At 43.0% G+C, this 23,730-nt stretch carries 20 protein-coding genes and 2 pseudogenes; 7 read left to right on the top strand and 15 right to left on the bottom strand.

Annotated features, from left to right (window positions below; translation table 11 throughout):
- Positions 1 to 126 precede the first annotated feature (126 nt).
- Together A6755_RS06355 and A6755_RS26560 are read left to right on the top strand one after the other, a co-directional pair.
- On the top strand, positions 127 to 1,110 hold the full coding sequence (locus A6755_RS06355; protein ID WP_063590139.1) for a DMT family transporter: 984 nt from the start codon (positions 127 to 129) through the stop codon (positions 1,108 to 1,110).
- 10 nt (positions 1,111 to 1,120) lie between these two features.
- Positions 1,121 to 1,264: a YrzO family protein gene (locus A6755_RS26560; RefSeq protein WP_134402094.1), complete on the top strand. Its 144-nt coding sequence runs from the start codon at positions 1,121 to 1,123 to the stop codon at positions 1,262 to 1,264.
- A 440-nt stretch (positions 1,265 to 1,704) separates the two neighbouring features.
- Here A6755_RS26560 and A6755_RS06350 read toward each other — a convergent pair whose 3' ends face one another.
- The 4 genes from A6755_RS06350 to A6755_RS06335 all read right to left on the bottom strand — a co-directional run bounded on the left by A6755_RS06350 (position 1,705) and on the right by A6755_RS06335 (position 4,353).
- On the bottom strand, positions 1,705 to 2,331 hold the full coding sequence (locus tag A6755_RS06350; RefSeq protein WP_063590138.1) for a class I SAM-dependent methyltransferase: 627 nt from the start codon (positions 2,329 to 2,331) through the stop codon (positions 1,705 to 1,707).
- A gap of 46 nt (positions 2,332 to 2,377) precedes the next feature.
- Entirely contained in the window at positions 2,378 to 3,283 is a 906-nt protein-coding gene (locus A6755_RS06345) for an NAD(P)/FAD-dependent oxidoreductase (RefSeq protein ID WP_084737488.1), read from the bottom strand.
- A 68-nt stretch (positions 3,284 to 3,351) separates the two neighbouring features.
- Complete coding sequence (locus A6755_RS06340) at positions 3,352 to 3,765, bottom strand: Rrf2 family transcriptional regulator (RefSeq protein ID WP_063590137.1); 414 nt, start codon at positions 3,763 to 3,765, stop codon at positions 3,352 to 3,354.
- Between the two features lie 342 nt (positions 3,766 to 4,107).
- Complete coding sequence (locus A6755_RS06335) at positions 4,108 to 4,353, bottom strand: hypothetical protein (protein ID WP_063590136.1); 246 nt, start codon at positions 4,351 to 4,353, stop codon at positions 4,108 to 4,110.
- A gap of 165 nt (positions 4,354 to 4,518) precedes the next feature.
- On the opposite strand from A6755_RS06335, the gene A6755_RS06330 reads away from it, so the two are divergent.
- Together A6755_RS06330 and A6755_RS06325 are read left to right on the top strand one after the other, a co-directional pair.
- Positions 4,519 to 4,860 carry a hypothetical protein gene (locus tag A6755_RS06330; protein WP_063590135.1) on the top strand — a complete coding sequence of 114 codons (342 nt, stop codon included), beginning with the start codon at positions 4,519 to 4,521 and terminating at the stop codon, positions 4,858 to 4,860.
- Positions 4,811 to 5,326: a hypothetical protein gene (locus A6755_RS06325; RefSeq protein WP_244889639.1), complete on the top strand. Its 516-nt coding sequence runs from the start codon at positions 4,811 to 4,813 to the stop codon at positions 5,324 to 5,326. Before A6755_RS06330 ends, A6755_RS06325 begins: the two co-directional genes overlap by 50 nt.
- Positions 5,327 to 5,816: 490 nt before the next feature.
- Here the strand turns inward: A6755_RS06325 and A6755_RS06320 are convergent, their stop codons facing one another.
- From A6755_RS06320 to A6755_RS06305, 4 genes and pseudogenes are all read right to left on the bottom strand, one after another.
- The gene (locus tag A6755_RS06320) at positions 5,817 to 7,721 is read right to left on the bottom strand and encodes an endonuclease MutS2 (RefSeq protein ID WP_063590134.1); all 1,905 of its coding nucleotides are present in this window, start codon (positions 7,719 to 7,721) and stop codon (positions 5,817 to 5,819) included.
- 1,020 nt (positions 7,722 to 8,741) lie between these two features.
- A pseudogene (locus tag A6755_RS06315) lies at positions 8,742 to 8,960 on the bottom strand (adenosine deaminase); the annotation flags it as partial.
- A gap of 16 nt (positions 8,961 to 8,976) precedes the next feature.
- Positions 8,977 to 10,041: an ABC transporter ATP-binding protein gene (locus A6755_RS06310; RefSeq protein WP_063590132.1), complete on the bottom strand. Its 1,065-nt coding sequence runs from the start codon at positions 10,039 to 10,041 to the stop codon at positions 8,977 to 8,979.
- Between the two features lie 15 nt (positions 10,042 to 10,056).
- Positions 10,057 to 10,620: pseudogene (locus A6755_RS06305) on the bottom strand (ABC transporter permease); the annotation flags it as partial.
- Between the two features lie 167 nt (positions 10,621 to 10,787).
- Between A6755_RS06305 and A6755_RS06300 the strand changes: the two are divergent.
- The 3 genes from A6755_RS06300 to A6755_RS06290 all read left to right on the top strand — a co-directional run bounded on the left by A6755_RS06300 (position 10,788) and on the right by A6755_RS06290 (position 14,044).
- On the top strand, positions 10,788 to 12,323 hold the full coding sequence (locus tag A6755_RS06300; RefSeq protein ID WP_063590131.1) for a maltose/glucose-specific PTS transporter subunit IIC: 1,536 nt from the start codon (positions 10,788 to 10,790) through the stop codon (positions 12,321 to 12,323).
- Between the two features lie 31 nt (positions 12,324 to 12,354).
- A complete protein-coding gene (locus A6755_RS06295) occupies positions 12,355 to 13,047 on the top strand; it encodes an N-acetylmannosamine-6-phosphate 2-epimerase (protein ID WP_063590130.1) in 693 nt (230 codons plus the stop codon).
- A gap of 154 nt (positions 13,048 to 13,201) precedes the next feature.
- On the top strand, positions 13,202 to 14,044 hold the full coding sequence (locus tag A6755_RS06290; RefSeq protein WP_063592459.1) for a MurR/RpiR family transcriptional regulator: 843 nt from the start codon (positions 13,202 to 13,204) through the stop codon (positions 14,042 to 14,044).
- Between the two features lie 117 nt (positions 14,045 to 14,161).
- Here A6755_RS06290 and A6755_RS06285 read toward each other — a convergent pair whose 3' ends face one another.
- From A6755_RS06285 to A6755_RS25890, 7 genes are all read right to left on the bottom strand, one after another.
- Positions 14,162 to 14,611 carry a YfmQ family protein gene (locus A6755_RS06285; RefSeq protein ID WP_063590129.1) on the bottom strand — a complete coding sequence of 150 codons (450 nt, stop codon included), beginning with the start codon at positions 14,609 to 14,611 and terminating at the stop codon, positions 14,162 to 14,164.
- A gap of 210 nt (positions 14,612 to 14,821) precedes the next feature.
- Positions 14,822 to 15,016, bottom strand: coding sequence for a hypothetical protein (locus A6755_RS06280; RefSeq protein WP_063590128.1), 195 nt, complete (start codon positions 15,014 to 15,016; stop codon positions 14,822 to 14,824).
- A 1,098-nt stretch (positions 15,017 to 16,114) separates the two neighbouring features.
- Entirely contained in the window at positions 16,115 to 17,545 is a 1,431-nt protein-coding gene (gene pdxR, locus A6755_RS06270; RefSeq protein WP_034304232.1) for a MocR-like pyridoxine biosynthesis transcription factor PdxR, read from the bottom strand.
- A 167-nt stretch (positions 17,546 to 17,712) separates the two neighbouring features.
- Positions 17,713 to 19,281, bottom strand: coding sequence for a SagB family peptide dehydrogenase (locus A6755_RS06265; protein ID WP_063590126.1), 1,569 nt, complete (start codon positions 19,279 to 19,281; stop codon positions 17,713 to 17,715).
- Between the two features lie 23 nt (positions 19,282 to 19,304).
- On the bottom strand, positions 19,305 to 21,248 hold the full coding sequence (locus tag A6755_RS06260; protein WP_063590125.1) for a TOMM precursor leader peptide-binding protein: 1,944 nt from the start codon (positions 21,246 to 21,248) through the stop codon (positions 19,305 to 19,307).
- The gene (locus A6755_RS06255) at positions 21,245 to 23,188 is read right to left on the bottom strand and encodes a putative thiazole-containing bacteriocin maturation protein (protein WP_063590124.1); all 1,944 of its coding nucleotides are present in this window, start codon (positions 23,186 to 23,188) and stop codon (positions 21,245 to 21,247) included. Before A6755_RS06255 ends, A6755_RS06260 begins: the two co-directional genes overlap by 4 nt.
- 152 nt (positions 23,189 to 23,340) lie before the next feature.
- Positions 23,341 to 23,604 (bottom strand): heterocycloanthracin/sonorensin family bacteriocin, encoded by a 264-nt coding sequence (locus A6755_RS25890; RefSeq protein ID WP_082854532.1) that lies wholly within the window; start codon positions 23,602 to 23,604, stop codon positions 23,341 to 23,343.
- Positions 23,605 to 23,730 lie beyond the last annotated feature (126 nt).

Genomic DNA, 23,730 nt, shown 5'->3' with positions numbered 1-23,730 from the left:
CCCCCTTTCTCAACTATCATTAATAATGATGCTTATATTCATTTTAAGTCATTTTACATGATAATGACTTTATCATAAGGTGTGTATAGGAATTAAATCAATCATTATTTTTGAGGGGAAGCTTTTATGAAAAAAAATCAAATTTTAATCGGTGCACTTTTATGTTTGACTGCCAGCATTTCTTGGGGAGCGATGTTTCCAGTTGCAGAAAGGGCCTTAATGTATATTGATCCTTTTTATTTCGCTTTTTTGCGATATTTAGCTGTTAGCGTCATTTTAGGGATATTGCTTTTAATGAAAGAGGGTAAGAAGTCTTTTAGCCTGGAAGGACAAGGAAAGAAATTATTGTTTTTTGGAACGATGGCTTTCACTGTCTACAACTTTCTCATTTTCGCAGGTCAAGACTTACTGGGGCATAACGGGGTGATTGTTGCTTCCATCATGGAATCATTAATGCCCATGATTTCAATTTTAATTCTGTGGGTTTTCAAAAGTGCCAGACCCATGAAGTATACAATCGCCAGCATGTTCCTTGCCTTGATAGGGGCCATTCTTGTCATTACCAATGGCAGCTTATCATTCGTATTTTTATTGAAAGATAGTGTCATCCCTATCCTTTTCATTCTTATCGGGGTTATAGGGTGGGTTATTTATACGATGGGCGGCAACCAATTTAACGGATGGTCAACACTTCGCTATTCGACTTTAACGTGCATTTTAGGAACAGCCGTATCAGCCATCATAACATTCCTCGCAACGGCAATGGGCCTGTCCGTCCCTACGGCAGAGGTTATGCAATCCATTTATGGCGAGATGATTTTCATGATTATTTTCCCTGGTGCCATAGCCCTTTTAAGCTGGAATTCAGGCATTAAACTATTAACGCCGATCAATGGAATCCTATTTATCAATTTAGTTCCAATCACCACGTTGGCCATCGTTTTCATCCAAGGACGATCACTATCATCCTACGAATTACTCGGAACTTTTTTAGTGATATATGCTTTGATTCAAAACAATTATTATCAAAGAAAAAACTTACCTTTCCGGGTTGAGAAAATGAATCCAAGTGAGAAGAAACACTTAATTAAAGGTACACAACATCAATAGGAGGGCAACAATGGATTTACTAACGCTTATGCTAATCCTTGGATTGGCTGTACTTTGGGAATTGGCAACGATTAATAAGAATGTGAAAAAGATGAATGAGCAAAATGCAGAATTGATCAATCTGTATAATGAAAGAAGGAAAAGAATTCAATAAAGTGGACTTTTGGCAATACAACGCAAAAAAACCTCTCATTTAGAGAGGCTTCAGACTGTAGTCAAACTCGATACAAATCGAGTGTGTCTACAGTTTTTTTGCTTGCACAAATTTGGACGTTGATTGGAACGTAGGGCACTCGCTTTCCGTGGGCGGTCCGCCCTCGGCGCACTTGCGCCTATAGGGTCTCCCTTGGACTAGCTCTTTCCGCAGGATTCTCGTACACCCGCTCCAATCAACTATGTTTGAAAATTTGGATAGAACTCTTTTTGCCTACAGCCTTTTTTGCATTTTTGATGATTGTACTATTCACCAAGCTTAATCGTCGACCCTATATTCAAGCTCAGCCTTCACTTTGTCGGCGGACGAGAGCAAATAGAAAAGAGCATGTGTTGAAAAAATGATTGATCAAAACATGCCCTTTTATGAATAAAGCCATTCTAGTCCTTTTGACATTTTACCATTATAAATTTAAATGGAGGTTTATTTTCCATATTCTTATGCGGCTCAACAATTTCTGAAAACTCTATCAGTCCATAATTTCCAAATTCTTGTTTAATCGAGTCAGGATCATAAAAAAACATTTTCATCCCTTCCATTATCTCGAAATAGTCTTTACCTAGTTGTTTGCCCTTACCAAACATTGGGGCCTCTTTTGAAATAGTCGTGAAAATCATATATCCGTTTGGCTTTAACTGATTATAGCAATCTTTAATAAACTTATCTCTCTCACGATTATTCAATAAGTGAATAAGGGCATAACAAAATATACCATCATAAAGTTTATTATCAAAAGGCATATCGGTTACTGAACCATGAAAAATATTAAGATTAAGCCCATTTTGCCTTGCCAGTTCAATCGCGGTTTTTGAAACTTCGATACCTGTTACATGTATTCCGTTGTCAGTAAAAACCTGTGCATTTCTGCCATATCCAATACCAGGAATCAATATATCCTTAACTTTCTTTTCAAGGAAAAAATCCTTTGTCAAGATTGCGGAGTCTGAAGGTTCAAGTCCCCACATCATTTGATTTTCTATAAAACTTGATTCCCAGATTTCTGTCATACTTCAATCTCCTTTACAAATAGTCTCTTTCTTTAAAAAAAGGATTTTATGCCTCCAAAAGAAAGGCAGCTTCAACTAAATCCATGATGACTCCAGCCGCCGCTTTATTGCCCTCCGCCGCCGCAATCACTATCTGAGAAGGCGTGCTGAGTGATGTATCTCCGGATGCATATACCCCTTCAACCGTCGTTCGACCAAATGAATCCACTTTAATCCCGCCGTTCGGAGTGATCTCGCAGCCGAGCTGTTCCGCAAAAGGAGCGGACTGCACCAAGTCTGTCACCACAATACCTGCCTCCCTTTTGATTTCCTGTCCGTTTTGCAGCCGGATCGATGTCAGCTTCCCTCCTTTCGATTTAAGATCTTCAATCTTTTCTTTCACGACTGTCACGTGCTGCCTAGCCAAGATATCCTTCTCTTCATCAAGCACCTGATAGCCATTTGTAAACACCATTACATCACCGCTCCAGTTTGACAGCAGTTTTCCCATATGAAAAGCCCGTTCATTTTCTGCAATCACCGCCAATGCTTTGCCGCGCATTTCCCAGCCGTCACAAAAAGGACAGCTGAAAACACTCGTTCCGTATACATTCTGTATGCCTGGAATCTCCGGCAAAACATCCCGAAGACCTGTTGCGAGAAGCACTTTTTTCGCCATGTAATCCGTTCCGCCTTTCGTTTGAATCCGGAACACACCACTGGCTTTTTCAATAATCTCCACACGCTCCTCCTTAATGGAGACGGACGGATATTTCTGGACATCCGTTCTTGCCCGCTTCTTGAACTCTGACGGCTTTACGCCATCCTGTGTGATAAATCCGTGCGACTCCTGCGTCACCCGGTTACGGGGTTTATCCTCATCAAACAAAATTGTTTTCCGTCCAGCACGCCCCATGACCAATGCAGCATTCAGTCCTGCAGGTCCTCCGCCAATAATTACACAATCCAACACATGCAACACTCCTTCTTAAATAAAATCTATTAGAGACCCTTAATATCCTTAATTTGCGTAAAAAAATTTTATTTTTCTTTTTTTGTCTCCTTACTCTGCTCCGCAATGCTCTGAATGGTCCGTCCAGCAAGTTCTTTCTTCATGTTGCCTTCCGCCTCGATCATCACGCGCTCAATTAAACAATCGCTTTCTTCATGGTCAAACGCACAGTTGAAAAGCACCGACTGACCCTCCACCGCTTCAATAACATCCAGAAACGAAATGTCCTGCGCACGGCGTGAAATACTGTAGCCGCCTTTTGCCCCCGGCACTGATTCAATTAATCCAGCCTTCGCAAGCTTCGTCAAAATCTTCGACAAGTAAGTCGGGGACAAATCCTGCATACACGCCAGCTGATCCACGCTTACCGTCTGGCCTTTTGGTTCCATCGTTAAATGCACCATTGTATGTAGTGCATAATTGGTTGCCTTTGAATACTTCATTGATGCACCTCATAATTAAAACTATTACAGACATTTAATATCTGTAATTGATTATAACTCAAGCTGCAAAAAACCGCAAACTTTTTCACCTCACCTAACGATGATCATCTGCCGAAATCTTTTCTTATTATAATTCTAAACCTACATTTTTTAAACAACAGTACGCTCATATTATGTATCCCTTTTTAGAACGGGTATATCCACTCGAGAATGTAAGCCAAAAAAGTATGAGCCCTGTTAAAACAGAACTCATACCCTGCCGGTGTCATTTTTTCACAACCGCTATATTTCAATTTCATAAGTCATCAGGATTTGGTTTTTTCCGTTCAAAATCCACCCCGTCTATTCACCAAACTTCTTCCGGATATCCGCGGCTACGTTCTTTAGCGCCTTTTTCGATCCCCGCTCTAAGTCATGGTTCAATTTCCTTTCTTTGTAGCTGACAAATAAAGAATCGAGATCATAGCCTTCAGGATATAAATCGACGGCCTTTATATCAAGCTCGAACCTATTGGCATGAACTTCCTTGAAGGTATCTTCGAAAAGTACGACGACATCTATCCCGCTAAACAAGGAGAGCCGTATCATTTTTGGAACCTACCAACCAAAAAAATAGTTTATTTTGGAAACAAGGATTAGTAAACTGTGACTACTATTCTAGGCAGTTATGTTAGCAGTTTACCCCTGAACGCACCGTTAAAATATATTTCTGAGATTTTGTTGAGTTAATTAATTTATTAAAGGGGGAGTAAAATGTCGTTAATTAAGAAGGTAACAATACTGACAGTTTTAATGTTATTGTGCAGTTCACTAATATCTATAAGTAGTTTTGCAAGCGAAGAACCAATCCTTGAAAATGTTTTAGCTACAGAAAAAGTGGAGGGATTTTCAACTAAAGTTGATTTAGATGAATATGTCGTATCTAAAGATTTTGACCTAGAAGATGAAGTTGCAAATATGCCATCCATTGATAAAATGACTACTGAAGAAAAAGAATTATTTGATTCCATTGTAGAAGAACAAGTAGCCTTGGTTGGATTAGAAAATGAAGAAGAAGAAAAATTATTTGCTAATGCCATGGTTGATTTTTTTTGATAAAAATTCAGAAACATATAATGATCTTTCATTGGCACAAACTGAGTTAATAGAACAAGTTGAAGAAATTAACACAACAACTTATGAAAATGATGATGAAGTAGAAGTTTCTGCCAAAAAGATTTTTGACAAAACATTTGCCATTGAAAAGGCACATGCTGTACAGGTGAAAGTTGGTGTAAAGTTTGCTGGCGCGGTATTTAATGGAGCAATTGGCTTTGCTATAGGCGGCGGTGTTGGTGCCATTCAAGCATTTATTATTAAAAAAGGTAAAAAAGAAGCAGAAAAGTTATTCACAAAAACTGTGGTTAGTCGTTTAAAGGCATGGGGAGCTCCAAAATTAGCTTTAGCTACAGGTGCTTGTGTAACTATAGCTTTAAATTATTTAGATGTTGGCAATCAGATAGCAAAACAACTTGATAAAAGAGATAAAAGGCCTAATAATGGTTGGATAGATTTTTATTAAATTCAAAGGATGATTGATTAATAATGAAAAAATCAAAAAAATATATTGTCCTATTTCTCTGGGTAGTATTATTTTTATATTTCTTTGATATGTATATGCCCAAAGGAATTTATTATTTTGTTATAGGAATACCAGTACTTTTTCTAAGTTCAATTTTTATTTTAAAGATGTTTGATCATTCAAAAGATGTAAGAGGCTAAATATCTAGGTGATACTAACAACCTTTCAGATGATGTATGTATCCCTTTCTTATTATATCTTTCAACTCTAATTGATTTTTTGATTGTTTAATACCTTTTATATCTCCGTCTAGAGCCTAATCCTTCTTTCTCCACACGAGAAATTAAGACAAAATTAAAGGGTATGAGCCCTGTTAAAACAGAACTCATACCCTGCCGACGTCTAACTTTTTTTGTGGAAAACGGTTATCACAACCGCTTTATTAGAATTTCATAAATCATCCATTTTTCCCTTTCAAAATCCACCCCGTCTATTCACCAAGCTTCTTCCGGATATCCGCGGCTACGTTCTTTAGCGCCTTTTTCGATCCCCGCTCTAAGTCATGGTTCAATTTCCTTTCTTTGTAGCTGACAAATAAAGAATCGAGATCATAGCCTTCAGGATATAAATCGACGGCCTTTATTTCAAGCTCGAGCTTATTGGCATGAACCTCCCTGAAGGTATCTTCGAAAAGTACGACGACATTATTGAAGGAGTCCTTTTTCTTATAAACGATCGCGTATCCATTCAGTTCGCTTACCTTCACTTTGTCGCCGACTTCATATTCATAAGATGATTCTTTAGGAACGGCCGCTGGCTTCGCTTTTTTGATTTTACTTTCCTGGACACGCTCCAAGTCGTAGTCTTTATTTTCGATATAGAGCTTTGCCTTTTGCAGAACCTTTTCACGGACATTCATTTTTTTGGCTATCCAAAGGGCATTGCTTTCCCCGGATTGACCGATCAACAGCTTGTATTTTGGCTCAAGTGTTTCGCTGTTGAATTGCATGGCCGCATTCATGAAATCACTGTGTATTTCCGAATAGCGCTTGATTTCACCATAATGGGTCGTCGCAACGGTCATGCACCCTCTTTGATAAAACTCCTCAAGGATGCTAATCGCCAATGCGGCTCCTTCATTCGGTTCCGTTCCGCTCCCGATTTCATCGAACAGCAGCAAGGAGTTATTGGTTATTGCCCCCATGATTTCCGAGATGTTTTTCATATGCGATGAAAACGTGCTCAGTGCATTTTCCATGCTTTGATTATCACCGATATCGACGAATACCTGGTCAAAGACGGCAAGCTCCGTCCCCTCTTTCCCGGCAACATGCAGTCCTGACATGACAGCCAATGTAAGGATGCCGATCGTTTTCAGGACGACAGTTTTACCACCGGCATTAGGGCCTGTAATAATCAAGCTGCGATAGTCCTTACCGATTTCAAAATCCAAAGGTACGCTGTCTTGCGGCAATAGCGGATGTTTACAGCCGGTTAATTTAATATAACCGTGATCATTGATTTTCGGTTCGATGGCATCCATGCTTTTACTGAACTTGGCCTTTGCGAAGATCATGTCATATTGACTGATCAACTCGATGTTTATCTTGATCGGTTTCAGCTGTTCGAAAACCGTTCCGGATAATGTGGCCAAAAGTTGATACTCTTCCATCGATTCCTCCGCCTTTAAGCTTGCCAATTCTACATTCAATTTCGTAACAGAGGCAGGTTCAATGAACACGGTAGCCCCTTTTGCCGATACTTCCACGATTGTTCCGGCCACTTGATTTTTATAGGAGGCTTTGATCGGGATGGTGTAGCGATCATCCTTTTTACTGATGAAAAATTCCTGAATGAACTCTTTATTGGCTCCGCTCTTCAAGAACTTATTCAGCCGTTCCTCTATTTTACTTTCTGTCTTGATGATTTGGTTCCTGATCCGTTTCAGGTCCTTGCTTGCTTCGGAAACGACAGCATTTCCCTTTATGGTGAATTGGATTTCTTCTTCAATGCTCCTGAATTCAGTCATGGAGCGGGCGTAGGAATGCAATGTCGGTGCAAAGAACTCTTTATCGGTCATGAATTTCTTGATATTCCTGCAGCCTCTTAAGAAATCTGCTATCGCCACTAACTCTGACGGCTCCAAAATCATTCCTTTTTCCAGTTTGTCGATATGGAGGCCAATATGTGAAATGCCCTTCAAGGGAATATGGCTTTCCGCATTCAGTAAGTTCCTTGCCTCCGTGGTCTCGTTCAAACGACTTTTAACGACCTTCAAGGTGCCGCTCGGCTTAAGCCGATCCAATAACGCTTTTCCTAAACCGCTTACGCAATGGTTTTTGACCATTTCCTTGAGTTGGATATATTGTAATTTTTCATAAGTCATTGTATTCATCTAATGATCCTCCTTGAATGAGTGAGTGAATGAAATTCCCGAATCCAAAAAATGCCCGCAATGGTCCCCCTACCTTTACAAATGAACAAGCCATTTGAGTAGAAAGCTCCTGCCGGCATCGGCCTTATCCATGGATAAGTACCTGAAATCGATAACAAATAGGGCAGCTCGAATAGACCTGCGTACACAAAAAAGCATGATAGGACAAATCCCACCATGCTTTTCGCCGTAACACCTGCATGTTACACGAATTATGGAAAAGGAAGCAGTCTTAAGGTAGGTATCCACAATGCAGAATTGCACTGTGAAAAAAGGCATACGTAATCCACTGACATAACAGTGATTAAATACCTTATTCAACTAAATTAGTTGATACCTACTCCCGACATAAAACACCACACCTTTTCTTAGATTGGAATTAACATACCATATTAGTAAGAAAGAGTCAATTCATTTTTTGCCGTTTTCCAAAGTTTCATTAAAAGATTCAAGAAAAAAATACAGCCAAGCCCATGGTACTCCCCAATTCATTGTCTGAATATTTACTTTAAAATCGGGGTATGTTATCCTTATATTGACATAAACTAAAAACAGCCTCATGCGCTAACATGAGGCTGACAACTAGCAAGAGTGGTTGGTCACAACTAACTTAATTAATCGTCAGAAGAAGAACCATTGCCATCTTGGGAGGATGAGTGGTTCTTTTTCCGTTTCTTGGCGAACATAGACAGGATAAGACTGGTTGCTACTGCAACAAATATCTCTTTACCCATATCTGTTATCAAGTTCAATAAGAAATGAATCAAGCGGTCACCTCCTTTCCAATCTATCATTAGATGGAAAAGCAAAGCGTGACCTACCACTCTATCCTCAGTTGTTCCTCTATTTTATCATATATTTACCTTAATGGTAATTATATGAAAATAAACAGGTCCAGCTAATATTTGACGCCAGGTAAGTCATTAAGAAAAGGGGGTTATCCATTGGATAATCCCCTTTTTCGGTTTAAGCTTCATCACGCGTCACCACCGTACTTTCAATGTGGAGATGGATATCGATCAGACCTGGAACCATATACTTCCCCTGTCCATCGACGATTGTATCCGGCTCGAAGGCATCCAATTCACGTTCTCCAATATAATAGAACTTTCCATCCTTGATGGCTGCATTCCCTTTAATGAATCTTTTAAAATAGCTGTTAAACACGTTGATATCCCTTACAAGCATATCCATTCGCATAACTTACCCTCCTAAGCTAGTCAACAAGCACCATCTGGTTTCTCGGAATTTCAAGGATGATTTCCTGACCCGTCCGGTAGGATTCCGCCATTTCCTTGTTCACAGTGAAATCCCCTATTGGAGTTTCAACGACATATTGATAGCTTCTTCCAAGATACGTACTTACCTTGACCCGGCCAGGTAAACTATTTTCCTGAACAGCCCCCTTGTTATCTTTTTCCCTGATCAACAGATCGTCCGGCCTGATGCCGCCTATTTTTCCCGTTGAATTGCTCATCTGCGGATCCTTGTGCAGTACAAATGAGTATCCAGATTTGTTCAGTTCGATTTTACCGTCATGATCTTTCCGCTTATCGAAGTCAATGAAGTTCTTGAAGCCGATGAAGTCCGCGACAAATTTGGTTTCGGGATATTTGTAAATGGTCGCAGGGTCACTAAGCTGTTCGATGATCCCTTTATTCATGATCGCCACCTGGTCGGATATCGAAAAGCATTCTTCCTGGTCATGGGAAACATATACCGTTGTAATCCCCAGCTCTTGTTGGATACGGCGAATCTCGACTCTCATATTCACCCTTAAGTTGGCATCAAGATTACTCAATGGTTCGTCAAATAAGAGGATGTCCGGCTCAATCACCAGCGCCCTGGCAATCGCGACCCGCTGCTTTTGCCCTCCGGAAAGCTCTTGGGGATATCGTTTTTCAAAACCTTTCAAATTAACGATCTCGAGCACATTCATTACCTTTTTTTCGATTTCACTTTTAGCATTCTTTCTCAGACGGAGACCGAATGCAATATTATCGAATATCGACAAATGCGGAAATAATGCATAGTTTTGGAACACAAAGCCAAAGTTCCGCTTGTTGACGGGCACTTTCGTATAGTCCTTTTCCTTGAATAAAAACTTCCCTTCATTCGCCTGTAAAACCCCGGCAATTAAACGGAGGGTCGTCGTTTTCCCACAGCCGCTCGGGCCAAGAAGGGATACCAGTTTCCCTTTTTCAATCTCTAGATTGAAATCCTTTAATATATTCTGTTTGTTATAGGCTACAGATATATCTTGTAAAGTGAATAAAGCCACCCATCATTACCTCCTTTATCGTTTTGTGAAATAAGACAATCCCATGAGCCGTTCTACTATAAACATGAAGAAAGCGGTTATGAACATGAGCAATACGGAAATGGCCGAAATGGTGGGATCGAAGTAGTTCTCCACATACGTCAGCATCTGAATCGGAAACGTACTTACCCCAGGGCCTGTCATATAAACTGAAATGTCTACATTATTGAAGGATTCCAAGAAGGCGATCATGACTGCTGCCAGAATTCCTGATCTTATATTCGGGAGGACGACTGTAAAGAATGTGCCCAATTTACTCGCTCCGAGACTCTCGGCCGCTACTTCAATGGAAAAGTCAAAGTTTGATAAGCTTGAAGAAATCACACGGATGATGAAAGGCAGCATGATAACAGTATGTCCCACAAACAGGGCCGCATATATCGGAAGCTGATAAGTCCCCACAATAAAACGTAAAAACGCAAAGCCCAGCACAATTCCCGGTATTAATATCGGCGAAACGAAAAAGGCATTTATCACGCTTTCCCCTTTGAAATCAAACCGGCTTAATGCATAGGCGGCCGGCACTCCCAGTAACAGTGCCCATGATATTATTGAAAACTTTTTCAGAGAAATAAGCACAAGATTGAAAACAGTTGATATAACCTTGCATCGCATTGAAAACGCTCTCAATGGGATTTAATATAGCTAGTATAGAGCGATAAAAAATAAAGAGTATCAAAGGCTCGTTAAATGAGGGAGGAATCATTATGAAGAAAGCTTTCGAGAAAGCGCAGCAGTTCGGTAAATCTTTTATGCTCCCGATTGCCGTTTTGCCAGCGGCCGGTTTATTGCTGGGAATTGGCGGTGCTCTTTCCAATCCAAATACAGTTGAGGCTTATCCATTTTTAGACTTTGCTTGGCTGCAGGCCATTTTCACGATCATGAGTTCTGCGGGAAGCATCGTATTCGGAAACTTGCCGGTTATTTTTGCCGTAGGTGTTGCAGTAGGATTGGCACGTTCGGATAAAGGGACTGCTGCATTGGCAGCCATGATCGGCTATTTCGTCATGAACAGTTCAATAAATGCACTGCTTCAAATAACCGGGGAACTTGCCAAAGAGAATTTGGCAGGTGCCGGACAAGGAATGGCGGTCGGGATCCAAACACTGGAGACCGGTGTGTTCGGCGGTATCGTAGTAGGGATCGTTGCCGCACTTTTGCACAATAAATATAATAAAATCCAGCTTCCGCAAGTGTTAGGATTTTTCGGGGGTTCACGTTTCATTCCCATCATCGTTTCCTTCGCATCCATCTTGGTTGGAGCCGTGCTTTTTATCGTATGGCCTTATTTCCAACTTTTCATAAACCAATTAGGTGCACTGGTAACGAGCACAGGTACAATCGGGACTTTCTTTTACGGATTCATATTACGGATGCTCGGGCCGTTAGGGCTGCACCATATTTTCTACCTTCCCTTCTGGCAGACAGCTTTAGGCGGAACGATGGAAATTAAGGGGCAGCTTGTCAGCGGGACCCAGAATATCTTCTTTGCACAATTGGCCGACCCAACTACCGTCAAGTATTATGAGGGTGTTTCCCGCTTCATGTCGGGACGGTTCATCACGATGATGTTTGGTTTGCCTGGCGCGGCATTGGCCATTTACCATTGCGCTAAACCTAAAAATAAGAAAGTCGTGGCCGGTTTGCTGCTTTCAGCTGCCTTGACCTCTTTCTTAACAGGCATCACAGAACCGCTTGAATTCAGTTTCTTATTTGTCGCACCGATCCTTTATGTTTTTCATGCCTTGTTTGACGGACTTGCCTTCATGATGGCAGATATATTCAATATCACGATCGGTCAAACCTTTTCTGGAGGATTTATTGATTTTACTTTATTCGGGATACTCCAGGGCATCAGTAAAACAAACTGGATTTATGTACTTTTCGTCGGCATTCCGTGGTTTTTCCTATACTACTTCACTTTTAAATTCTTGATCAGGAAGAAGAATTTGAAAGTGGTTGGCCGTGAAGATGATGAACAGGCACCTGTTACACAAGTAACGGCATCAGAGAGAACCCAGACCATCGTTAACGGATTGGGCGGACAGGAAAATATCGAGATCGTCGATTGCTGTGCAACCCGTCTCCGTGTCACGGTAAAGGATGAAACATTGGTGAAAGAAGACGTCATAAAACAAACCGGTTCAAAAGGTGTCGTAAAAAAAGGAAACGGCATTCAAATAGTTTACGGTCCCCAAGTGACGATCATCAAAAATGAAGTGGAAGAATTCTTGGGACATTGAGAATATAGACAACGATAAGGACGTGTTAAACATGCAACAGGTGCTCGATAAAATTCACAAGGGCTTAATTGTATCATGTCAAGCATTGGAGAATGAGCCGCTGCACAGCTCTTTTATTATGGGACGCATGGCCATTGCTGCCAAAGAAGGCGGTGCGAAGTGCATTCGCGCAAACTCTGTAGGTGACATAATGGAAATCAAGAAAAATGTGGACCTTCCAGTCATAGGGATCATTAAACAGGTGTATGGACAAAACGATGTCTATATCACTCCCACCATGGCCGAAATCGATGCATTGATGGAAACCAAAGCGGAAATCATTGCGACGGATGCTACAGCCCGTGTAAGGCCGGACGGTAAAACGTTAAAGCAGTTTTATGGTGAAATAAGAGCAAAATATCCGGATGTCCTGCTAATGGCGGATGTATCCACCATTGAGGAAGCCAAATACGCTGACGATTTAGGATTCGATATTGTGGCGCCCACTTTATACGGCTATACGAACGAAACTCTCGGTGAGAAAATATATCAGGATGACTATGCTGTGCTCAAAGAAATAGTAAAAGCAGTGAAAAAAGCGAAAGTGATCGCGGAAGGAAATGTAATCACACCAGAAATCGCCCGCTCTGTATTGGATATGAACGTCCATGCAGTAGTGGTGGGCGGTGCCATTACCAGGCCGCAGCAAATCACCAAAAGATTCGTCGATGCCATCCAAGAATAAAAAATGGCACATAGTAATGAAAAGACCCAGACTGGCAACAACAGTTTGGGTCTTTTCTTTTTCATATTCCTGTTTCCGTTCCTCCGGTTATTGACGTCCCTGCTGGATACATTAAACTATAAATACAGATAAGAAATCCGAAATGGGTGATCAAATGGAATACCTAGCAGAAAACCTCATATATGGCATAGAATGCAGCATGGACAAGTTCACCAAAACAGAGGAAGAATTGGCCCATTATATTCTGCAGCGCCCTGAAGAAGTAAGTCAGTTAACGATCAGTCAAATAGCTAAAAAGCTTCATATTTCACCTGCAACCATTACGCGTTTCTGCCAGAAATTAGCCTTTTCTGGGTTTAATGAGTTCAGGCATGAGTTAAAAAGGTTCGTGGACCTCCGAAATACGCCGAAAAACATGAAGAATATCAAGCAGGTGGATTATTTCGCTAAACTGTATCAAGATCATTTAGGTATCATTGATAATACCTTTCATATAACGACATATGACAATATCCAAAAAGCTGTCTCTTTCCTTACAAAGGCAAATAAGATTCATGTATATGGAATAGGGAGTTCTGGTATAGCGGCCCAGGAGTTCAAGTCCAAGTTCTTTCGTATCGGCTTAACTGTCGAAGCCATCACAGACCCCCATCAGTCCATGATGGATGCAGCTTTAAGTAACGAGACTAGTGTTGTCATCGGCATTTCCATTTCCGGAACGACGAAAGAAGTGATTTCTGCAGTTAAAATCGCAAAGAAGCAAGGCGCATGCATCTTGGTCTTTACTGGAGATAAGAATTCCGAGCTCTCCCAGCTTGGCGACCTAACACTATTGGTCACAAGCAAAAACAGCATGCATATGGGACAAAACATCTCTCCATTGCTTCCGCTCCTTTTGCTTTTTGATTTATTATATACAGAGTTGGTAGCTAAAGATTATAAAAACCGGATAAGCATCAGGGAAAAGACTTTAAAGGTATTAACCGAGACCGACTGACTTTCGGCATCTGAAAGTTATCGTATTGCTTAGCTGAACCTGTGCGATAGTCCTTTTCGTTATTCTTCATAAAAAAAACTGCATCTCCAATTGGGGTGCAGTTCACTTTTATTCCTTTTAAACTAAATTCCTCATTACTGGCATGGAACGTTCTTGGAGGCTCTCGGAAAGAAGACTATACGCAACTACTTTATTCTTGTACTGTTTGACTACGTCCACATGGTCGTTGTACATGTACACATATAATCTAACCTCGTTCTTCCCTTTTTTTACATCCATTATAATGGGAGTCCCGCTGTTCTCTGGATGTAAAAACAATTTCTCGTTCCCGGGAAATATATGATTTTTTTTCAAAAACTTAGCTTCGTTAAAATAATTAAGCACTTGAACTTTATCTTCACCTTCCAAACGCTTTCCATCAAAGGTCACGATTGCATCCGCGTCACTAATTTCAGAATGTATTTTAAATTTACTCATAATCCAATTCACGGCATCGGTTGGAAGACAGGTAACCAATAATTTAAGCAAACTTAAGATAATTGTCAAAATCAATACAGGCCATGTCATATTTGATCATCTCCGCTACACTATTATTTAATGATTAATCTATATATTTTTCATCCATAATTATGTCGAAAGGATTGTTCACTCAGCTTACAAAGGTATTGTTTCCAGGTATCGATCAGATTCTTTTTGTTCATATTTTCGCCACATTTGTGAAAAAATTCACATTCCCAATCATTTTGATAGACAATTATAATAATCATTCACGGTATCTTAGGCTGATTTTATTACGAAGTAGATGATGCCCACAGCTAATACTAGGGCGAGACCGATATAAATATAACTAAGGTTCAACAAATTTCCTCTCGTTGCTGCAGAATAATCACTATCACTTTTCCCCGTTAATGAAAGGGTGCCTACCAGGGCAACTAAACAAATGACCACCACTGCTATTACACTTACCGTCATGAATCAACGCCTCCCAATATTATTTTCTATTTCCTTGAACCATTTAAAATCCTTCCGCTTCTCATCCTATTTCGCAGTGTAACTACAAAAAGAGATCGCAAAATTACAGGTAGTTCGCTCTTTGTGTTTACTGAGTAAATATATTAGTAAAACCCTTCCCCTCTATAATAAAAGAACAACCATTTTTAGGACCATCCAATTCAGTAAAATTTCCACCATCCACTTGTTGATTTCCACTTCAGGCACTCGCTTTCCGCGGGCGGGCGGGAGCCTCCTCGGCGCGCCTGCGGGGTCTCCCATGCCACGCTTTTCCCGCAGGAGTCTCGTACCTTCCGTTCCAATCACTGGAACTTCTTTTAAGAAATATTGTAGGGTCTGGCGGTCCATCAACTTTCCGGTAAAAGGAGTTCCGAATTCCTCTCGCCCAGAACCAAAATTTTAAAGGTAAACCTGCCGAATAACGGTTAGCCAAGACCCCACAGGCGCATGCTTTGATGAGCTTGGCAGACAGTCGGTGGAAAGGGAACGGGTTTCTGCAATAATCTGAAATGTTTTCTTGGAAAAACTGTAGGCTAGTCTCATCCCGAATTATGTTTATGACTAGATTATCCTTCATGTTTTTTCTCCTGTACTCCTTAATGGATGGAAGAAATTTGCGACACTCCTGCCGAATTACTGGCTTGCCGAGACCCCACAGACGCTTGCGTCGAGGAGGCTTGGCAGACAGTCGGCGGAAAGGGAGCGGATTTCTGAAATAAAGCTGGATATTTATTTAGATAAGAACGTATGAAACTGGTTTTCTTAAAGTTTGTTTACAAAAGGAGATTTCGGAATATCTCAGGATTTACCCTTCATGTTTTTTTCCTGTAACACTTATTGGATGGAAGAAATTTGCGACACTCCTGCCGAATTACTGGCTAGCCGAGACCCCACAGACGCTCGCGTCGAGGAGGCTTGGCAGACAGTCGGCGGAAAGGGAGCGGATTTCTGAAATCAACGGAACTTTTTAATAAAAAAAACTGCAGGCAAACTGATTTATCATCAAGTTTGTCTACAGTGGGAATCATCATGACTCTCTCTCATGAATATCGCATATGATTATAAACTTTTTACCGCCTCTGCAAACCTTTTGATGCCTTCGTGAATGGAATCCTCATTTTCCCTTCCAAATGTAAAGCGTACGTATTCCTTATTTGTACCTAGCGTTGAACCCGGAACATATATGACTCCTCTTTTGATGGATTCCTCTAGTAACTTTATTTCGTTCAATGGCACTTTCAGCTTACACCACAAATGAATTCCGCCATTTGGCGAATAATAATCTACTTCCTTTTGCAGGAGTTGTTGAAGACTCGAAACCATTGCATCCCTTCTTTTTTCCAGTTGCCTCCTTAAGCCGGCAAGATGGGCAGGAAAATATTCTGAATCCAAAAAATCATTTGCTATCCATTGAGTGAATGAGCCATGACCGAAGTCAACCTGCTGCTTAGCATCCGATAGTCTATCTATGACTGATTTCGGTCCAATGATCCACCCAATTCTTAAACCGGAAGCAACAATTTTTGACAAAGAGCTTATGTATAAAACATTTCCGTTGTTGTCCATCGATTTAAGAGTGGAAATTTCTTCCCCGGCAAAGGATGTTAAACTATAAGGATCGTCTTCAATGACCGGTATTCCATATTCGGATGAAAGCTCAAGAATCCTTTTACGGCGGTTGATATGAAGGACAGTTCCTGTAGGGTTTTGAAATATAGGGTTCAAAAAAATCATCCTGATCCGATGTTTTTTATGAAGTTCCAGTAAATCCTCTGGGTTGATGCCATCTTTATCAACCGGCAAAGGAAAGGTTCTTAGCCCTGCGGATTGAAAGATGGGAAGGTTGTAACTATATGATGGATCTTCCAATACAACGGCATCCCCTGGCTTTAACAGGCATTGGACCACCAGATGCAGGGCTTGCTGTGCACCAGAAGTAATGAGTATAGAAGATGGATCCGTGTCAATTCTCCTATACTGTTTAACATGATTGGCTATCGTTTCCCTTAAAACCGCATTGCCTTGAGGGTGATCATAACCTAAGCTACCAATGAAGGATCTATTGGAAATGATCTCACGTAAAGATTGGACTGGAAATAAATCTTCTGAAAGCTCCCCGCTAGCTAAGTTAATAAGGTTATGCCCTTCCGTTTCTTTACGTATTTTTTGGGTTACTGGCATATTGGGCAAAAAAGAACCCGCTTCGATATATCTATTCCAGCTAGGGATACGTTTTCGGGTAATTCCCCAGATATCTTTGCTGATCATCGTTCCGCTTCCTTTTTTTCGTTCAACCAGCCCATTTGCTTCCAATTCATCATAAGCCGCAACAACTGTGCTTCTGTTAACTCCCAGCTCACTTGCCAGGAAGCGTTCAGACGGTAACGGCTTATCCAATAGGAAGGTTCCATCAGCTATGCCACTCTCGATGTAAGCGGCTATTTGTTTATATAAAGGCTTCTTGGATTTTCTGTCCGTTTTCCATTCCATAAGCTACATCCTTTAAAATGTTTAGTTAAAAGCGTACTGCATTAATAACTTTATCTACTTATTCATTAAGTATAATCTCCAGCAGAGATTATTGCACTCTGCCATACTGCAATATAAATGAAAGCCTCCATTCCTTAAATGAAATGGAGGTTTTCGTTTCATCTTCTTCAACTATGCAGACTCCCCTTCAGCCAAGGGCGATTCAGATAGGATCCGATAGGGATTTGAATCAGGCTCGTTTTCCTTTGCGGACCGTCTATCTTATAAAGCTCATCACACATATTCACATCAAAGCCGAGCAGCGGGTGCCCATTCATTCCAAGGGCTGACGATGCCAGCAGTAATTTCTGAACGAGCATCCCCGCCTCCATTTGCTGGATGCGGTATCCTCTATATCCAAGTTGCGTTTTGGAATGGTCCCGCTCACCCACTACATGTATGCAGATCGGCACTTGCTGAAAGTTCATGATATCGAGGGACATTCCGTATTGCAATAGGAGCCGATGATCTCCTGGTTGTATCTGCCGTAATGAATGTGTGGTGCTGTCATAATGGTAGGCACCATCTTGTATGTCTTCCACATTATATAAACAAGCATAGAGGGAAACGCGATTTCCGTTGTTCCCGTTTGTTCCATCCAAGTCATTTCGATAGGAGAACGAAGCGGTTGCCTCCTGCAGGAGAGCGGCCAGTTGCGATTGACTGACTTTCCCGAGTACAAAGTCCATTTCAGGTGAAAATCGCTTCCGGCAAACTGATGCCAAGTCATAGGACAACCGTTTCACGATAGGAAGGGCTATAATTTTCCCTTCTGATTCCGCCCCATTCTTTGGATGGATCCGCCGGAATGATTGGGTGGATTCGATCATGGATGCTTCATTCATTTTGGTCAGCATCGGAAATTCCTTGATCCTTTGCGACCGAACATAGTGCTCAGGCTGAATTCCCTTCAATTCCAGCAATAATTCCGTCGAAGTGACAGGTCGGTCCATACTCCTTCCTTCCCTAAATCTCCAAGAAGGCTCTGATGATAAGGGGATCGCCGCATACGTGCTCTCTTCCTCCTCCGAAAGCCCGAGCAGATGATTGATGGCCCGATCAAGGAATTGGAAGCACACCCCGGCAGCGATTCCAAAGCGTTTCGCCACTTCGAGCAACTGTCCAAGAAGCACGCCTGCATCAAGACCTTGCAGACGGTATGAAAAGTTATTATATTTGTAGAAGTTTTTCCAAAACATCGTCGATACGAAAACCGTGCCAAAGCAAGCGGACATATCAATGGTTCCACCAAGAGCCTTTGTTACATATGAATCGAAATTCCCTTCCCGCAGCAAAACCAGCCGGTGGTGTGCCGCATCATAATGGTATACGCCAGCAGGTAATCCCTCGATCTTCAAATATACGTACAATTCGCTTGGATACAAAGCCCCCCCTGATGGCGGAAAGCGCCGGAATGACTGCATGAGGTCCTCAGATTCCGAGGATCTCGGTACCTGACTGACTTGGGTCAGGCCATAGGCATACCAGAGGAAATGACCGATTTCTTCGAGATCCTGCTTTGAAGGCCCGCTTCCCCCCTCGAGCGTCAGTGGCACCTCCAGTGATAGCGGAAAAACAGGCAAGTCACGGTAAAGCTTATACGTTAGCGGGGCATCATCCCAATCCACTTCCCAATCCGGCGGACTTGCCTTTTCGATATCAAAATGTAAATTGTGCAAAAATGCCTCTAGACTCATCCTCCAACCTCCTACGTCAACGCTTATGGAAAAGGATGCGGATGCGGATTGAGCTGTTCGAAATCAAGCGGCCGTTCAGCATATCCAAGTTCCATCGGAACCCTCAGTATTCTCTCAAGCCCCGTTATGCGGGTAAGATGATGGCCGAATGTCATCGGCAGCATCCCCGGGATCAGGACTTTCACACAATGTAATCCATTCCGTGCAATTTCCGGTGTCGTCTGATCCACCACAATCACCTCGAGTTGCAATCGGCGAAACGCCTGAAGGATTTCCTGCAAATCTTCCGTCAAGTCCGGATGGTTCACCTTTTCCCCGTATTCTTCAGCGAAAGTTCGCATCGGGCGGTCATCATCCAGCAGAAACTGCAGTCGCTCTTCGGCTTGCGGTAAACCGTACAGCATGCCATGATCATCCATTTTCCGTACCAGTGAGGAATCCTGCAGCATTTTCTCAACCTCATCCCGGTTCTCTTCCAATTTATCGTCAAGTGTCAGCATCATGCCGGCCAACTCGAAGACTGCGCTTTTCACAGCCCGGACCGGGTCGAGATGGGCCCCTGCCGCACAAATGATATTCAATCCTTTTTGTTTCCTGTTTTTCGCCAGCGCCCATACGCTCGGTATACCATGTTCCATTGTCGCATTAAACAAATGGATATCATATCCCGCTGCCGCCCTCGCCCTGTCAATCATCAGCTCAAGTTCTTTGTCATTTGCAGAATAAGGGTCAAGTCGTGTAAGCGGCAATTGCGCATACCAGGTCAGCAGGAACGAATCACGTTCGACCACTTCCATGATGCCGTAGAAAATGGCCTCCTCCATACTTCCCCCTAAAGCACAGCCATTGGAAGTTTCATAGACAAATCCATGACCGCAGCCCAAGCTGTAATACGAAAGCAACTCCGGGACCAAGATCGGCCTCTCTTGCAAGAATGAGTGGCCCCATACCCAATCTATCGAGCGGTCGGGATTAAACGGTTGAAACGGGAAATCATGCTGTGCGTAATTTTCCTTCGAATGCACCCCGATCCTGGTGGGATCGAGCGCAGAATCTTTCAGGTTGTTGTAGCTGTCATGTATGACTGTCCGTTTACCGCGGGGCTCCATTCCGCAATACCTTTCCAATCCTTCCAATATGGCCGTCATCTCACTGACCGCATATGAAAGAGTCCGGCCAGCCGCCCCCTCATCGCCTATGAATAAAGGTAAATTAACACTTACATCGGCAAATGGCGGCACAAGGTCTATCATTTTATTATTCAGGAAACCTGTGCGGTGGTCCAAGTAATCCTTGGCCAGCACTTCATTCAGCTCATCCATTGAACGTGTTCTGTAACTGTCGGGACTGATTTTCGGACTTGGCTGCAACGAAATCCTAGCACGCTCCTTCGAGTCATCAGGTAATGTTGAGCAAACCGGACACAATGGATCTGGTAAAAAAGAGTGCCACGAACCATTCAGCGTTTTCAGGCTGATTAAAGATACATGCCCCTCCGAACGGGCGCGCTCTCCTTTCATCACCTTCCTTACCTCTGCACAAATCAAGTGTGCCATCTGTAAAAGGCCAGTGCGGGATGCCGCCGGATCACGCTCCATCCCCCCATTTGCCTCCAGCTGCTGGCGGATTCCCCACATTTCTTTTCGATCACGCCCGGCCATGAGATGCCTTTGGTCCGCACACTGTGAACAGCCAGGAACACCCGGGCGCACCAACGGCCCTACCACTCCCTCTCCAAATGATACGAACCCCCGCAGCCATGGAATGCCCGCTTGCCCTATCACCTCTTCCGCCTTTACATGGACAGCGGGATTCCAAGCATCTTGCAGCAGAAGGACCATCGCCGTCGTTTGCGGAATTCCTGCCTCGAAATCGGTTTGGCGATTCACCTGATATTGGCCGGACAGGTCCCCATGAACATGGTCGGCCAACACTCCTTCCCCGACAACCAATACGTCAGTTTTCACCCTGATTCCCCCTCTCGCAAAAACACCCCGAACACTCCTGCCATTTCTTCCTTCAAGAGAGGTTCCAGATTTAATTCGAAAACACAAATTCGCTTACTGTTCTTCTTCAAGACTTGAATGGCGGACTGTACCAGTTCGGAATTCCCTTTCACCCCGCATGAAGGAATCACAAGATTCACCTTTTCTTCTTCAAGAACAGGCGATGCCACTAAACCGGGTGCTGTAAGGCAAACGGTCTGGTTTTGGACTTTCATGACAGCCTTTTGCAATGCATTCCGTAATGCGATCGTTACATTCAAACCGACAGCTCCGGACCAGCCATCGCTCGTTCCTGCCCAAACTACCGGGAAACCTGACACTCCCTCACCCAAGGCGATGATCGGATCTCCTTGCAGCCGGGTCAGTGCTTGTAAATAATACCTGCAGCGCTCATCTTCCACTTGAGCCAATTGCACCGTCACAAGTTTCTCCTGGTTGAACCGCTTATTTAAAAACTCCGTTTCCAAACTGCTTTGCAATCCACGGCAGACACATTCAGCAAATGTTTCCCCTGCTCCGACACCGATCGATTCCTTTATTTCGTCTGCTCCCTGAAGTTTCGGAAGAGTCGCAACGAGCTGGCTGAGTGTTCTGGATGCATATGCTTCGACTCCTGCAAGACCGGTTTCCCGCCTCGCTTCCTCATGCGTCAGATCTGAACGGATGATTTCGGGCAGGAGTCCGGCCGGGCCGGACGACAGCGGATCCACGACCTGAACGCGGCATTGAGCCAGCGGCAGCTGTTTTAAATCCCCCTCATCCCAACGATGAAAGATACCGGATTCCGCGGATGTCAACCGGGTGAAATACATAAATACTTTCCCCGGTTCAACCGGGTCCGAATTCTGTTCAAGCCGCCGTTCGAAATCTTCAACCCATGCAGCAGTCCCTTTACCCGTCACGCCAGGGTGGGGAATGAACGGATGCCATTTTCCCTCCAATGTATCCATATCCAACAGATAAAATTGATTGGCTTGTTCTGCTGTCGTAACGCCTGCAGCGTCTTTAAACCATTCGAATACCATTATATTGGCTAACATCGCTCCGGCTGTGGCGGAAAAAGAAGATGATGCCTGATTCTTTTCAAGCTCAGCTTGATGTAAACGATGCCACGCTGACTCCCAGCACCCTTTGGAATCCGGATGGACGAGCGGTCCAGCCATGCCTGCTTGATTGATGATCAACGCAGGGAACAGGATCTTTTCCCCTTGCCTGCAAACCGAATGAAGTTCTCTTAATTCCTCTATATCACCCTCCTGTGACACATATAAGATCGAGTCAAAAGGCCGCACGATCTCCCGCCATTCAATCTCTGTTCCCTTTTCAAGCATGACCTCCTCTATGGCAACCTCGTCGTCTGTCTTACGCGCATGTGCCACGATCTCCTTCAATCTTTTTCTATTGGTCGGTACCGCGTCCGTAATGAAGATATGGAAAGCAGGCAATCCGGATTCAATCAGCGAGGACACCAATGAAAGGAACAAGGGGCCAGAGCCTATGGCCAACGCCTTTTTCTTTCGATAAGTTTCAAAACGCTGAGCCCCGGAATCGCCGCAGCTTTCCAGGAATTCGATTTGCGAAGCATACCTTTCAAGAACATGTTCCCTTAATTGATGGGGACTGTCCTGGCTTATATCCCGAACAAACCCATTCCCGTACAAAACCTCGGCAATTTCCATCACCCGTTTCCGGTATGGGTCAGGCAATCCATCCGTCAACTCGCTTAATGTATGGTTCCCGTTGAACATCGGCAATAACTTTTCAATCCACTGAACGATCGAGGCGCCCTCCATACGGAACGAACTTACGTTATTCCTGAAATACACACCTCTGTTTGGTTCCGGAAGAAAAAACGTATCCCTTTTCACTTTCAAACGCATAGAAGGGGTTAAATTCACCATTCCGATCCTCCTAACCCGATGCATTCTAAGTACCGCTTTTAGCACAGTACTTCACTATCATCCTATGTACGACAATTTGTCTCTTATGTCTAATGCCATAAAGAAAAGTCCCTGCTGCACCGCAGGGACTTTTCTTTAGAAGACCTGAAACCTTAACCGCCGCAACGTCCGCAACGACCGGCGCACCCGCCGCAACGTCCGCATCCACCACAGCGTCCACAGCGTCCACAGCGACCGCCGCAACCAAAGCAACCGAAGCACAAGAAACAGCCAAAACAACCAAAGCAGCCGCCCACACCAATGAATTGCCGAGACGAATCATCCAAATTGTACTGGTTTTGTTCCCAAGGAACTGGCTGAGTCACCTGGAAATCATCTACATTCAGGTTTTGCAATTGATTTTGAAATTCATACATTTTATATAACCTCCGTTTATTATTTATAAGGTAGAGCTTAGATTAGAAAGGGAAGCCAGAACGAAATGGTCAGGGAATTAACACCACGTCAAGTATTCCCTCCAACAAAATATGTAAGGGGATTGG

This window comes from Peribacillus frigoritolerans, assembly GCF_001636405.1.
Taxonomy (GTDB): Bacteria; Bacillota; Bacilli; order Bacillales; family DSM-1321; genus Peribacillus; species Peribacillus frigoritolerans.
Note: the sequence above shows the minus strand (reverse complement) of the source record. Positions and strands in the feature narration are given on the sequence as shown.

What these genes read in the sequence shown, in the direction of transcription:
- A6755_RS06355 (WP_063590139.1), top strand. Translation starts at nt 127, where the DNA reads ATGAAAAAAAATCAAATTTTAATCGGTGCACTTTTATGTTTGACTGCC.
- A6755_RS26560 (WP_134402094.1), top strand. Translation starts at nt 1,121, where the DNA reads ATGGATTTACTAACGCTTATGCTAATCCTTGGATTGGCTGTACTTTGG.
- A6755_RS06350 (WP_063590138.1), bottom strand. Translation starts at nt 2,331, where the DNA reads ATGACAGAAATCTGGGAATCAAGTTTTATAGAAAATCAAATGATGTGG.
- A6755_RS06340 (WP_063590137.1), bottom strand. Translation starts at nt 3,765, where the DNA reads ATGAAGTATTCAAAGGCAACCAATTATGCACTACATACAATGGTGCAT.
- A6755_RS06335 (WP_063590136.1), bottom strand. Translation starts at nt 4,353, where the DNA reads ATGATACGGCTCTCCTTGTTTAGCGGGATAGATGTCGTCGTACTTTTC.
- A6755_RS06330 (WP_063590135.1), top strand. Translation starts at nt 4,519, where the DNA reads ATGTCGTTAATTAAGAAGGTAACAATACTGACAGTTTTAATGTTATTG.
- A6755_RS06325 (WP_244889639.1), top strand. Translation starts at nt 4,811, where the DNA reads ATGAAGAAGAAGAAAAATTATTTGCTAATGCCATGGTTGATTTTTTTT.
- A6755_RS06320 (WP_063590134.1), bottom strand. Translation starts at nt 7,721, where the DNA reads ATGAATACAATGACTTATGAAAAATTACAATATATCCAACTCAAGGAA.
- A6755_RS06300 (WP_063590131.1), top strand. Translation starts at nt 10,788, where the DNA reads ATGAAGAAAGCTTTCGAGAAAGCGCAGCAGTTCGGTAAATCTTTTATG.
- A6755_RS06295 (WP_063590130.1), top strand. Translation starts at nt 12,355, where the DNA reads ATGCAACAGGTGCTCGATAAAATTCACAAGGGCTTAATTGTATCATGT.
- A6755_RS06290 (WP_063592459.1), top strand. Translation starts at nt 13,202, where the DNA reads ATGGAATACCTAGCAGAAAACCTCATATATGGCATAGAATGCAGCATG.
- A6755_RS06285 (WP_063590129.1), bottom strand. Translation starts at nt 14,611, where the DNA reads ATGACATGGCCTGTATTGATTTTGACAATTATCTTAAGTTTGCTTAAA.
- A6755_RS06280 (WP_063590128.1), bottom strand. Translation starts at nt 15,016, where the DNA reads ATGACGGTAAGTGTAATAGCAGTGGTGGTCATTTGTTTAGTTGCCCTG.
- pdxR (WP_034304232.1), bottom strand. Translation starts at nt 17,545, where the DNA reads ATGGAATGGAAAACGGACAGAAAATCCAAGAAGCCTTTATATAAACAA.
- A6755_RS06265 (WP_063590126.1), bottom strand. Translation starts at nt 19,281, where the DNA reads ATGAGTCTAGAGGCATTTTTGCACAATTTACATTTTGATATCGAAAAG.
- A6755_RS06255 (WP_063590124.1), bottom strand. Translation starts at nt 23,188, where the DNA reads ATGGTGAATTTAACCCCTTCTATGCGTTTGAAAGTGAAAAGGGATACG.
- A6755_RS25890 (WP_082854532.1), bottom strand. Translation starts at nt 23,604, where the DNA reads ATGTATGAATTTCAAAATCAATTGCAAAACCTGAATGTAGATGATTTC.